Genomic DNA, 12,524 nt, shown 5'->3' with positions numbered 1-12,524 from the left:
TTGATTTAGTAAATCGCCACATTCTAGCTACTTCCTCTTCCCATGTAGTTAGGGTGCAACCTAAATTTATTTATTTTGTGCCCATATTATGACCAGTTTTAAACGAGTTCGTTTCACTAACTACATTCCCCGGGAAAACTCCGCGAAAAGTTATTATACGGAACATTTGACGGGACACCGACTGATTATCAAGAACGTCTTGCTTTCGCATTATTTGGTGCAACACATTCAAATATAAGGAAGGCTTCTATACTCAATTTTCAGCCTGAAACCACCCCACCCAAAGCAATAACACGTCCTTACAAACTTTCTTGTGACCGCGTTCTTGATGCACCTGAGATAGCTGATGATTATTATTTCAATCCTTTATGTTGGGGATATCCTTTAATTTATATTGCGCTAGGTACTAAGCTCTATTCTTATCATCCAACGCGAAAAACAATTGGCGAAATTTCTTCGAACAGAAACTCAATAATTACCTCTTTAGCTGCTAGCCCCAAATACATCGTCAAAGCAGGCAAAGAAGGATGCCTTCAAATTATTGATACCCATACCTTAAAGAAAGTAATTACCCAACAAACCAGTAACCTTTATACGCAAATAATAGCCGATGATGAACAGTTTTATTTATTAAGCAAAAAAGACAAAATGATAACCCATTATGATCCACGCACTAACAAGTTCTCATTCGAATTAAAATTCCCTCTCGAACCTATCGGCATGACCTATAACCCCCAACCAAAGACCATAGGAGTATGCGTAGGATCTGGTGAGAGACAATCCATCCAAATTATGGATATACGTGCTATAAATAGAGATGGCCAGTCAAATTTATTGCACACGTTTAAAGAACATCAATCACCGTCTAAAGCTCTGAGATTTTTTGGCCCCAATAAAATAGCTAGTGGCGGCGGAAATAATGATCGATATATAAAAATATGGGACACTCGGACAGGTAAACTTTTTAGTCAGGCACACACCGGTGGATAAGTATGTAATATTCACAAAATAGATGCTAATGGCCTCGTTACTACTGGTGGATATAGTGCAGAGGGTGTCACTGTCTATCGACAGAAAGAAGATCAGCTTATTCTTGATGCCCAAATAAAAGTATCAGATAGAGTTCTATTCTCTGCCCAAAATCCAGCTGATAGCACTCAAATTGTTACAGGCTCTGAAAATGAACAAATAAGGATGTGGTCTATCAAATCACCCCTCAATCCTGTACGAAAAGAAGAATTTTCAGATTCAAGTAGTCTAAGCCTGAGCAACCATCAGATCCGTTAATTTTATTCATTTATCCTCTGAAGCAACAACTAAACTGTAAGCAATATTTAATTCGGTCATGTCACAAGAAGTGATGACCGAATTAAAAATAAGGCCATTGCAATCGTCAAGTTTAAAATATGGACTACACTTTAAAAATAAATAAACCTCAAAAGATGATCATGATGAACAAAACTAATAAAGAATCATTATTGTTAATCCTCTCTATTGGATTTTGTTTTGCTCCAATAATGAATGCATCCACATCAACACATATACCAACAGACTTAATGTATAACAATGAGCCTATTAGTCCCTTATGCCTGGACCAAGAAGAAAGTCCCGATAAAACGCTGTCTTTAGTTAATAATTGCGGCACAGCACCTGTCGTTGAGCAGGAACAATCCAAAGAGCTGTTAAATAAAGGATTCATTGGTTTTGAATATAAAACGAAAGACAATTTGGATGCTGCCAATAGCTACAGTTATTATAAAATAATAGGTTCTTTTAATAACGTCTATACCCTCTTTTCGATCAGCAACACGGGTGGTAGTGGGCATTTTTCATCTGTATATTTAGTAAATAGAGATAAGGATCAATTGCATATTAAAACCCTGCCTTTCGGCGGAGATCGTTGCAACGGTGGTTTAACCGAAGTAACCCAGCAGGAAAACAAATTATTTTTCTCTTCCAATATTACTCCGGCAGATTTCCTATCTATTAGTAATAACAATCCGTATCAATTAAAAGCATATGATAATTTAGATGCTTGTGCTGCCTGCTGTGTTGCAACAGCGCAATATGAAACTGATTTGCAAAAAAATCCTGCCAAAGCAACATTGTTATCCATTCAACTTGCCAATGATTCTGGAAGTTTATCCTCGCTGAAATCCGCAGATCAAACAGGATACCAAGCATGTTTTAATAAATTAGTTTTGGAATATATCGCCAAGAATAAAAGTACATTAACAGCTAAAGAATTAAAGTTATTCATGGATGAGTTTAACGCAACTTGTGTCAAAAAGAATTAATTATAGTTTCGAAATATTGTGATTGAAGAAAAAGGCAGTAATTTCTTTCTTTTACAAGAAATTAACGATAAATAAGAGTAGAATTTACCAAACGTTAATCTGAATTTCATTCATTACAGTGAGATCTTATGTCACTTTTAGAACGATTTAAAAAATTTTATCGAGCTTCAGCTGAGAATCGTACACAAATCCGTATTTTTATGGGCTTTGTAATCATTCCGATCATTGCCATGACTGTTTTATATATTTGGGTACGCCTGTTCTGGATGTAAGGATCGTTTGCTGATGAGCATCACGTTATTGGTTGATAAATTGCAACAGCTGGATTTTAATCGCCAACCTCGTGTATTCAGTATTGATTGTGATGGTAAAAAATATATCATCAAACAACAACAGCCTCCTCGTGCAAAAATCAGCTATAAGATACTGACCGGTCTTTCCAAACTTTTTTTTACTCCCGTGTTGCAAGGTATTCATATTCCAGGAAAGAAACTGACGCAAGATATGGAAATAAAAAGATTAACTGCTTTACGTAATGCAGGAGTAAATGTCCCCGAGATACTTTATGAATGTGAGGACTATGTAGTTTTGTCTCATTTAGGTGATACTAATTTCGAAGAACTATTAAAAAAAACTGGACAACATACAGCTCAGTATCATTGGGAACGAGTTTTGAATGGTATTCTACAAACCCATAAACAGGGCACATATTTAAGCCAGGCATTTATGCGTAATATTATTCATATCGAAGATAATATTGCCTTTGTTGATTTCGAAGATGATCCTGGTTTAGTAATGTCTGTAGCTGAAGCTCAGGCAAGAGATTGGCTATTATGTATACACTCCTCATCTCGATTACTGCAAATTAATTCAAGAATACAAGCAAGAATACTATTAAATTACTTGAAGCAAGACAGCATTGAGGTACAGAATATTGTATTGTCCTATGCCCCCAAAATTTCTTTATTAAGATTTATATTTGCCAGAGAAATGCCTTATCGAAACAGAGATCTGCAATCACTAAACCGATTTATCCAAACTATGAGTGAACTCTCCCGACTAAAAATATCAGAGGCAATGCAAAGTCAGCAATGATTAAATTAAATGCATGATATGCCTTTCAAATTGAGCAAATTTTTATTTCCAAAAAACTTAATAGGTTATATAAAGTTTATAAACAATTTCTCGCTCTTTTATAAAATTGAAATAACAAACAGTGAATGGTATCTTGCTTTTGATGTCTCAACTAAGGAATTCGATGTTAGAACAAATAAAAAATGAATTTAACCGTTATTTCTTTCTGACATCACAAGCGAAGGGAATAGCAGCTGCGTTTGGATTCAACATGTTCATGAGAGATAAGAGGGAAATTCTGAGTGAGCTGATACCACAAAAACTCTATCTCGGCAATCTGCCACGTCAACAGCCTTTCTCAAGTAACGTAAACATTCCAGATATAAAAGATGCAGCTTTAGTTGTATCATGTATGGATATAAGTGAATTAGCAGAATCAAGATTATTGCTGGAACCAAGTAGTTACAAAATCACATATCATGTCCTTGCAATGAAGGATGTAAGTGGTGAAACAGGTAATTCAGATCAAATTTATGATGCGCTACAATTGATGTCAGAATTTGCTGCAGCCAATAAACCAATTCATATTCATTGTTATTCTGGTGTTGGGCGCAGCGCTATGATGGCGGTTATACATTTAGCACATCGTTATCTACTGAAAGACCCTGTTATCTGCGATCTTTTTGATGCAATCAATTCGAAATTAAAAAGCGAAGATACATTTGGAGATACCGAATTTATTCAGTCCCTCTACGATGTTTCGTGCCATTATGTGTCCTCTATACGGCAGTGTTGCCAATTTGATAACAGAGAGCGTCGCATCATTGCCCTCTCAACTCTATCAAGAATAAATAGCGACATTAATCAAGGGCAATTAACAGGTTTACCTCATAATGAAGATTATGCTTTTATTGCAGAACTGGTTCAATCAGCCTCTTTTAAAAAACTCCATTACGAATATTATAAATTTCCGAGCCAAACCGCCTTCTACATCGACGAGTCTCAAGAACAAGTGACAAAAACGCCCATTAATTTACAAAAAAATATTAAAGATTTTTTTGATGATCTGTTGCTAAACAAAGAAGGGTGGTTTCAACAGTTAAAAAATGTAATTGATAATCCAATAAAATTGAATCATAACCGTTTGGAACTATTCTGTATCAGTCAATTAGAAGGATTAACTTCGGAGAAGCAGGAAGCCTCAATGAATGCACGTCGCGAATTGTTAGTGAATCTGCATGATACGATCTACCAATTGGCTATAAAGTACCCGGAGGCACTTTACAGCCAGTCAGTAACCAAGCTTGAGAATGATTATTACTCAATAGCCGATAATCTGTATATTTAAGAATAAGAATAGGAAGAATATTCTTCGGGTACATCAGTATTATCCGAACTGCATCCATCAATTATGGGATTAATAATAGGGCAGAATATAGATGCCGCAGTTCGTGTAACTAATTCAGTTAATGTGAATGGAATACTTAGCACTGTAGCAAGAGCTAATGCAGAGCCAACCAATAGAGTAATCCCGTTAGTGATCGCCGCCAGACCTAAAACAGACAAAGACGAAATTAAAAGATCATCCTCATCAAATAACGCAGCAGCAACAGCCACACAGAATGCTCCAAAAGTAGTAATACCAGAGATTGCTGAGGTAGCTAAAAATAAGGCTGAAGCAACACCAAGAACCACAGGTACACCAACAGGAGCAGACAATGTTTCAAGGAAATCAGGCACACTTTTATATGGAGTAAAAAAACCATGGCGATCTTTAAAAATCTTTTCGACCAGGTTAATTGCCCGCTCAATAGTCATAACTTCATCATCTGCACCATTTGAGTTTGCAACTGAGAATGGTTCTGTTGTGAATGAAAATTGATCCTTAGACTGCATTGCCGCTCCAATATGATTAAATTTAAACCATTATGAAGGACAAAAAATATGTGTCAACATAATTTACACTTTTGGAAACTTAACCTACAAAAATTGAACCTGACCTAAACATTTAGGTCGCTTACTCTCGTTTGTAAAGGCAAACCAATCCCCAAGTCAATAAAAACTGAGCAACATAATAGGTAAACATTACAAATATTCGTACATCCGACTGAGGATAGATAAACAAATTAAGTGCTAAAGTAAAATCCGACATCAAAAAAAACAGAGCACCACTAATAATGGCAATCCCCTCCTCCTTTACCTGAAAGGCAAAAAATGCCATCAACATTAAAACACAAAAATAAACCATAACCGGAATTAAAAGATCTCCCAAATAAGGAAGCATGAAGTAAGCAATAAAACTCATTAATAACAAAACAGGGAAAAAATACAGCAAGTGCAATTCATTGTATTGATATGATTTGAAGAATAAACCGATGTAAAAACAATGAGCTAATAAAAAACAACCGATCCCTATTTCTAATTGCAATACTATTGGCAAGGTTAAGACCACATCACCTAGCAGTGAGAAAGTAAGTGCAGCAACAATCATAAACCGAGCACCAGGTGCTATAGAACTTAACAACACCCCAACAATTAAAAAGGCTATTGGTATTGGTTTTAAAACCGTATTTAGTGGGAATCCGATAAAAGAAACCAATACAAGATACAAAGCAGCGGAGAATAAAAATGCATAAGATGCTGGCTTGGGTAAAGAGTACGTCATACATGTCCCTTCATTTAATTTAGGCTCAGTGAGTATTTCGACTGCTTGGGCCGAAATGAACCGATATTAATTTTAAACAGACACAGACTCATCTCCTGGGAGATAAGCCATTCATGTGAGCTGTTTTAGATAGTTCCTCTTGGCTTAATGGCAGTTGTCCCCTCTCCGTAAAGATAAGAATTAATCAAAATCAGAGTACTTTCTGTTAAAGCCAAGGCCATACCAGACATTTTGAGTACATTCATCAATGGGCTAGAATCACCGCTTCCAACATAGGCCTCATATGCGTTTGTTGTGAGTAATAAAAAACCAGCAGTGAACTGTGCTCCTCCCACTATTTGTCCCATATAAGTATAAGCAGAATCATCCCCCTTGCTCCGATAAAAGCGATTACCGAAAAAGCCAATAGCACCAACCACCATGCCACCAACGGCAGTAAGAATATTACTTTGAGTAACATGTTCGGAAGTTTTACTAAGTGCATAGAGAATAGCTGGTCCCTTGGTTGCCAGTTGTACATTCAATGTTCGTGCATTTTCATAAACATCTGGCCCTAATTGCTTTGCACCATTCTGATTAGCCTCAATATTTTTATTGTCTTTATCATTATCTACATGTCCTTTTGGCATAAGCACTCCCTGTTTAATAATAGCCATTATTTCAGTTATTTCTTTAGAAAAAACTTATTACATTTTACTTAAAGTTCGTTGAATAGACACTATTTTTTCATAAAGAGGAACAAATTTAAAATTTATACTATAGTTAATTAAACTAATTAAAAATAACAATAAATTAGATCCTGTTAACAGGTAAACAGTGTCTAATTAAATTCCGAGTGGGGGAAAATATGTTTATACGATGGTTAGGCGTAGCGTCATTGTTTTGTATTCTTAACACTTCATGCTTTGCAGAAGAACATGAAATTGCAATAACCATAGATGATTTGCCCTTTGTCGGCTCAGGTACCAGCACTCCCGCAAATTTAAAAAGAACTCAAGAACGATTTATGGCGTTAGTAAATACTCTGGTAGAAAATCAGGTTCCTGCGACAGGGTTTGCTATCGGCGGCGCTGTAGCTAAAAATGAATGGGACTTATTGGAAACTTTTCGTGATAAAGGTTTAACGCTAGGCAACCATACCTACACTCATAAAAGTTTAAATGGTACCACGGCAGAAAAATATATTGCGGATATTGAACGGGCAGATACTACGTTGGCACCCGTGATGACCCACCCCAAATACTTCCGTTATCCTTATTTAGCAGAAGGAAATGGAGAAAAAAAAGAAAAAGTACATCAATGGTTGGCTGAACATCAATACACTATTGCTCCAGTAACCATAGACAGTAAGGATTATGAGTTTAATGCCCAATTTTATCGAATCCCATACAGCAAAAGACCGCAAAGTCTTAATTCATTTAAAAAACGGTATCTTGCGTTCATCTGGAGCCAAACACTAAAAGCGGACAAAAAAGCAAAAAGGGTGGAAGGACAACCGATTAAACACATTCTTCTCATCCATGCCAATTTACTGAATAGTTTATGTTTGGCAGACATCATTGAACTGTATCGAAGTAACGGATACAAATTCATTACGTTAGAAGAGGCGCTAAAAGGGAATACTGCTCTAGTAGTCACTGATGCTGTAGCAGCAACAACACCTGTTGAAGCGAAACCAAATGAAGAAGTGAAGCAATAAATAAGGATCGTTACGTCATCCTGGGCGTAACGAATGATCTTCCTAATCCAAGGAGATCCTTCGTTACGCTCAGGATGACAGCCAAATGTTCTTAATGTCAGAGAGGTTCAATATCAGGCTGTTTTTTCTAAACGAGGTAGTGCATGGCGTGGTAAAAGTAACCAATAATGCCCTTCGTTTTTCATGTGTCCAGCAATCAGGGTAGCCTTGTCACCCCCTCCCCAAAATACATCGCCCCTGACTTTGCCACGAATAGCTCCACCAGTATCTTGAGCAATCATCAGACGTTGCATTGGTTTATTGACTTTAGGATCGTTACTGTCAGGTCTTGTAGTGCTTAACCAAAGAGGGGCTCCCATTGGTATCCATTCTCTGTCAATTGCCATTGAATATCCCGGGGTCAATGCAACTCCCTGGGAGCCTAAGGCTGCATCCAAAGATAATTTGCGGAAGAAAATAAATGATTTATTCTGATTAATAACCGGATCAAGTTGTTTGGGGTTAGCTTCCAAATATCGTTTGATTGCCTGCATGGATGCATTGTGCTTGGTCATAATGCCTTTTTTAATCAAGACACCCGCTATAGCAGTATAGGGCGCTCCATTTTGACCATCATAACCAACAAAAACTCGTGATCCGTCCTCAAGTTCAACGATGCCCGAACCTTGAATTTCCAGGAATAAACGATCTATCGGGCTATGAATCCAAAGCAATACTTTAGCTGTATCTTTTATTGCACCATTATTAATTTGCTCTCGGGTATAATACGGTACAACCTCATTGCCTGCGATACGGCCAACAATTTTACGATTTTTTAAATGAGGACTGAATAAACCTAAATCAATATTCACCAAATTACTGGGCAATTCATAAAGTGGAACACTAAACTCTTTCGTTTTTTTATAGCTGCCTTTAAGCAAAGGCATATAATAACCAGTAAATAATCCTCTTACCGGCTTATCATCATAAAACTCAACCGGTGCAAACCACTCTTGAAAAAATTCTTTTGCATTTTGTTCATTGATTGGATGCAATTTCAAGGCTGCATGACAGGCTGGCTGCCAATCTTTTGCCTGTAAATCGATTTTTTCTGTGCCAACAACACGATCAGGATCTTGTTTGATAAATGCACGACAGGATGTTTGGAACGTCTGAAGTGATTTTTTAAATTCGGCAGTTTCCCAACCAGGTAATTGTTTAAAACTAACTTGTCGAAACGTTGGTTTAGGAGATGGTTGCCACCATACAGAAATACCCCATCCAATTAAAATAAAGAGGACTGTCAGGGCTGCTGTTAAATAGAGAAGTTTTGTTTTCATAGCGGTCAATTTTTACACGTGATGGAGCAAATTGCAACTAAATTTTACAAATGGAAATGCAACTTACCTTTATTAAAATGAGCTCATTATTGTTTTTATTAGATTTTTTTACAAGACATTGTAATGCAAAATATTCCTGCATTAGGCTATGCCCATGCAGGCTACAATAGAAAAAATAAAAAAAGTAGCCTGTATTAACATAATGTAATACAGGGAATTATGACGCTGAGTGGCTGGTTAAAAGGGGATATTTTGGTATTTACAGGCTCATCAACGTTGCATGTTGATTATTGAACCCGCAATGCCAATTGTTTCAGTGCATTCAGGTAGGCCAAAAGGTTACGTAAATCACTGTCCTTAACCTTGGAATACTGAGGATTATTTTCGATGTCTGACAAAAATGTTGTAAAAGTCTGACTTAAAGCAAGCCCCTCTTCTACCGCATGCTTCTGATATGATTCAACCAACTGTTTTTCATATAATGCCAAATCAAATTGCAGCAACTCTGCACTTTGATGAGCCTTATTTATATCTATCGCCACTAAAATATGGCTGATTGTTGCTTGCGCACTAACCAGGGATTCAAATCGAGGAATAAGATTATTCAATCTATTTTTCTTTTTATCACTTAAATTCTCATTGCCAAGGGATTCCAGCAATCCACGAGTAATCCAGAATAAATTTGCCAGTTCATGAATTTCCCTTTGTTCTGCAGAAACTAAAAGCACTTGATTCAAATTAAAAGTGAGGTATTTATATAATTTATTCAAATAGCGATTCAATATAGACCATACATCAGAACGCCATAGGACATTCGCGACGATAAACGTCGCAACAATACCAATAATAATTCCGGCCAGCCGCTGTAAGGGAGGATCAAGAATCACAGGAGGACCACCTTGTTGTGCAAGAGCAATAATCAAAGCAATGTTAGCCTGTAAGCCAATATAAGAATATTTGGTATTTTTAAACATAAAATAAGTGAATGCCCATATAGAAGCAAAAAGTACGATAATTAAATCAAACAAATTCATTTCAAATATATTTAATGAAATAAGTGCGACACCCCCACCTAAAAAACATCCTAATAATCGATGAAACCCGACATGTTTCATATCGAACAGATTTTTAGCTTTAATCGACAAGATTAAACTACTGATAATTCCATTTAATCCACCGGGCCAATTGCTTACAAACCAAAAACCTAAGGCAAGAAGGGCAGACAACCCAGCTTTGATACTATGCTTAATAAGATCATAATCAGAACGTAAACGTTGTTGTTTGCTGATCACTTTATAGGTAGGTACCTTTTGAGTTGCACCGTTAGTTAATAAAGTATGCATCAATAAGAGACTCTGGTACACCTGCTGAAAATAATGGATCAAAGAGTAAATAAAATCGCTTTTAACTGAAATTTTTTTCTTATCACGCTCCAACAGTGTATTCAACTCCTCCAAAACATCGCCTGATTTCAATGGGGTAGTGATTGATTGGTTATTAAATTGAGATTGAAGTACTAATAAATCATGCTCAATGGCCGAAAACACGGTATTTATATTTAATAATTTCAATGCGGCCAAATCATCAGATTGCGGCGTAATAATAAGCAGATATTGTAACTGGCGAGAAATGGCATAAAAGGAATCCAGATATGCACGAACTTCATCAACCGTTTCTGGTTTCACTCCTATTTCCTGATTTAATGCGCCAACCAATTCTACTGCTTTGCGCACCCGTCTCTTAATTTTCAGATTACTATCTGCTAATTCAGAAAAATCAGTCTCTGGTTGCGATAAAAGATGCTGTAATTGCTTAAATTCGCGAAGAAAATCATCAAATAACTCATGAACCTGAACCACTATGTTATCTTTAATATGATTAGGAAAAAGCACATAAGCACTTATCGCGGAAACAAAAACGCCGATACCAATTTCGACCGGCCTCCACACCGCAACAAAAAAAGCGTTTTGTGGGTTTAGAGCCAATTGTGAAATAATGATAAAAGCACATAAAGCCCCTAGTAAATAGGCATATCCGTACTTGCTGTAATTATAAAAATATACACTGATAGTAATAATTAAAAAGCAGCACAATAAATATAAGAAAAAACTGTTTGCAACAAAACCAGCAATAAAAAAACCTAAAAAAGCACCAGCAAGAGTACCAATGATTCGCATCGTCGCTTTGTCGATAATACTTCCGGTATACAAATTAGAGACGATAACAACACTCATGCCAGACCAATAAGGCGTCTCAAGATGGAATTTAAAAGAAATAAGCACCGCGATTACCGCAGCAATTGCTGTTCTTAAAGCAGCTCTATTTTCTATACTTTGTGGCCCAAAATACACGTTCTCACCTGTAGGTTATTGAGGTAGCGCTGGCCCCAATACGCATAGGGTATTCATCTGTCAGATCATCGATATAAATTCGTACGGGAAAACGTTGTGCTATCCTAATCCAATCCTCAGTTGCTTCCATATAAAGCAGCGTTGAATTAGCCACATTACCTTTCTGCACCCGGTTAATCCCCCATCCAATGCTTTTTACATGGCCATGAAATACCTTACCAGGATACATATCAATCATAATTTTTGCTTTATCCCCTGGTTTAATCAATCTAATTGCTGTTTCTCTATATCTCGTTTCAACCCACCATTGCTTTGATTCAATCAGCGCAAATAACCCTTCACCTACATTAATATATTGCCCGGTTCGCAAATTAAAATTAGTAATGTAGCCGTCTTCGGGAGCGATTAGCGTAGTGTTCTTCAACAAATAATTAGCCTGATCCAGTTCAGCTTTTGCTGCTAAAATTTCATTTTCATCCAGGTTGGTTTTTGCTATTTTTAATTCTTGTTCCGCCACATCAATGGCAGCTTCCTCCTCCTTCATCTTATCTTCCAAATTAACCAGCGTGATTTTAGCCATGTCTCCTTGAAGTTGTAATTTGTGATATCTGCTGTAATGATCCTGACTCAAGCTTAATTTAATCTGAGCTTGCTTTAATTGCTGCTCTGCTTTAATGATTGCCAATTTTTCGTTTTCATAATTTAGTTTGGCTATATTCAGTTTGGCTTCAGCCTGATGCATTGCGTAGAGATAAGGGAGAGGGTCAATCTCAATAAGTTTATCTCCTTTTTTAACTTTTTGATTTTCCTTGATGTATAATTTCTTAACAGGACCTGATACTAAAGATGCGATATTCACTACGTTTGCAGAAACATAAGAATCATTGGAACGCGTATTGTAATACGCAAAATATCGATAACTACCATATCCGGCTATCAATAATAAGATGACGCTGAGCTGGGGCCAATATTTAAATTCGGAAACATTAAATAAACGCATCCATGAAGCCTTTTTATTTATAATATTTATTACAATACAGCCTTGCTCATACATACTCAAGCTAATCCATTAGTACCTCTCTCATTCTCTTCAACCCATTGATAATTAAAGTGTTCATT

11 protein-coding genes are annotated in these 12,524 nt (G+C 36.6%); 5 read left to right on the top strand and 6 right to left on the bottom strand.

The annotated features are described in order from the left end of the window. Positions 1–648 precede the first annotated feature (648 nt). The 4 genes from Q0495_RS09485 to Q0495_RS09470 all read left to right on the top strand — a co-directional run bounded on the left by Q0495_RS09485 (position 649) and on the right by Q0495_RS09470 (position 4,719). Positions 649–990, top strand: a complete 342-nt coding sequence (locus Q0495_RS09485; RefSeq protein WP_298625357.1) for a hypothetical protein — start codon at positions 649–651, stop codon at positions 988–990. 458 nt (positions 991–1,448) lie between these two features. Next, positions 1,449–2,297, top strand: a complete 849-nt coding sequence (locus Q0495_RS09480; RefSeq protein WP_298625355.1) for a hypothetical protein — start codon at positions 1,449–1,451, stop codon at positions 2,295–2,297. Positions 2,298–2,582: 285 nt separating this feature from the next. After that, positions 2,583–3,392 (top strand): hypothetical protein, encoded by an 810-nt coding sequence (locus Q0495_RS09475; RefSeq protein WP_298625352.1) that lies wholly within the window; start codon positions 2,583–2,585, stop codon positions 3,390–3,392. A 163-nt stretch (positions 3,393–3,555) separates the two neighbouring features. Continuing rightward, positions 3,556–4,719, top strand: coding sequence for a protein-tyrosine phosphatase family protein (locus Q0495_RS09470; protein WP_298625350.1), 1,164 nt, complete (start codon positions 3,556–3,558; stop codon positions 4,717–4,719). On the opposite strand, the gene Q0495_RS09465 is transcribed toward Q0495_RS09470, so the two are convergent. The 3 genes from Q0495_RS09465 to Q0495_RS09455 form a co-directional block, all read right to left on the bottom strand. Continuing rightward, positions 4,716–5,267, bottom strand: a complete 552-nt coding sequence (locus tag Q0495_RS09465; protein WP_298625347.1) for a hypothetical protein — start codon at positions 5,265–5,267, stop codon at positions 4,716–4,718. The genes Q0495_RS09470 and Q0495_RS09465 overlap by 4 nt on opposite strands. Before the next feature lie 121 nt (positions 5,268–5,388). Next, positions 5,389–6,036 (bottom strand): lysoplasmalogenase, encoded by a 648-nt coding sequence (locus tag Q0495_RS09460; protein WP_298625344.1) that lies wholly within the window; start codon positions 6,034–6,036, stop codon positions 5,389–5,391. A 125-nt stretch (positions 6,037–6,161) separates the two neighbouring features. Further along, entirely contained in the window at positions 6,162–6,665 is a 504-nt protein-coding gene (locus tag Q0495_RS09455; RefSeq protein WP_298625341.1) for a hypothetical protein, read from the bottom strand. A 218-nt stretch (positions 6,666–6,883) separates the two neighbouring features. Here Q0495_RS09455 and Q0495_RS09450 point away from each other — a divergent pair, with 218 nt between their 5' ends. Further along, the gene (locus tag Q0495_RS09450) at positions 6,884–7,735 is read left to right on the top strand and encodes a polysaccharide deacetylase family protein (RefSeq protein ID WP_298625338.1); all 852 of its coding nucleotides are present in this window, start codon (positions 6,884–6,886) and stop codon (positions 7,733–7,735) included. A 113-nt stretch (positions 7,736–7,848) separates the two neighbouring features. On the opposite strand, the gene Q0495_RS09445 is transcribed toward Q0495_RS09450, so the two are convergent. From Q0495_RS09445 to Q0495_RS09435, 3 genes are all read right to left on the bottom strand, one after another. Then, complete coding sequence (locus Q0495_RS09445; protein ID WP_298625336.1) at positions 7,849–9,054, bottom strand: murein transglycosylase A; 1,206 nt, start codon at positions 9,052–9,054, stop codon at positions 7,849–7,851. Between the two features lie 287 nt (positions 9,055–9,341). Further along, on the bottom strand, positions 9,342–11,405 hold the full coding sequence (locus tag Q0495_RS09440) for an FUSC family protein (RefSeq protein WP_298625333.1): 2,064 nt from the start codon (positions 11,403–11,405) through the stop codon (positions 9,342–9,344). Between the two features lie 4 nt (positions 11,406–11,409). After that, on the bottom strand, positions 11,410–12,405 hold the full coding sequence (locus Q0495_RS09435) for an HlyD family secretion protein (protein ID WP_298625330.1): 996 nt from the start codon (positions 12,403–12,405) through the stop codon (positions 11,410–11,412). Between the last annotated feature and the right edge of the window lie 119 nt (positions 12,406–12,524).

It is taken from the genome of uncultured Legionella sp. (genome assembly GCF_937871865.1).
In the GTDB taxonomy this organism is placed as follows: Bacteria; Pseudomonadota; Gammaproteobacteria; order Legionellales; family Legionellaceae; genus Legionella.
Note: the sequence above shows the minus strand (reverse complement) of the source record. Positions and strands in the feature narration are given on the sequence as shown.